The 458-nt window shown below is 46.9% G+C and carries 2 tRNA genes; both read right to left on the bottom strand.

Going from position 1 to position 458, the window contains the following annotated elements:
- Positions 1–29: 29 nt before the first annotated feature.
- Positions 30–105 (bottom strand) — tRNA-Ala (locus tag H5114_RS20240).
- Between the two features lie 144 nt (positions 106–249).
- A tRNA-Ile gene (locus H5114_RS20235) sits at positions 250–326 on the bottom strand.
- Between the last annotated feature and the right edge of the window lie 132 nt (positions 327–458).

Below are 458 nucleotides of genomic sequence, written 5' to 3'. Positions count from 1 at the left end.
CATAAGCTTATCGTCATGATAAGTGTAAATGGTGGAGCTATGCGGGATCGAACCGCAGACCTCCTGCGTGCAAGGCAGGCGCTCTCCCAGCTGAGCTATAGCCCCATTTACATGCAGTTGAGATTTTACGTTTACCTTCAATGAAGGTCTCACCAAAAAATTGGTTTGCCAATCGTTTCTAATCAAGGCGGTTGATAGCGACATTTAGTAGACTAAATGAGTCATCATCCAACGCAGAGTAGGAAAGATTGGTGGGTCAGAGTGGACTTGAACCACCGACCTCACCCTTATCAGGGGTGCGCTCTAACCAGCTGAGCTACAGACCCAACGTAATTTCTCTTTCTTCTATCAAGTAATCTGTGTGAACACTCACATGCATCGCTGCACTTTAGGTATTGAGTTAGTCGTATAGGTAAGGAGGTGATCCAGCCCCAGGTTCCCCTAGGGCTACCTTGTTA

Source organism: Shewanella sp. SR43-8 (assembly GCF_014163775.1).
In the GTDB taxonomy this organism is placed as follows: Bacteria; Pseudomonadota; Gammaproteobacteria; order Enterobacterales; family Shewanellaceae; genus Shewanella; species Shewanella vesiculosa.
Note: the sequence above shows the minus strand (reverse complement) of the source record. Positions and strands in the feature narration are given on the sequence as shown.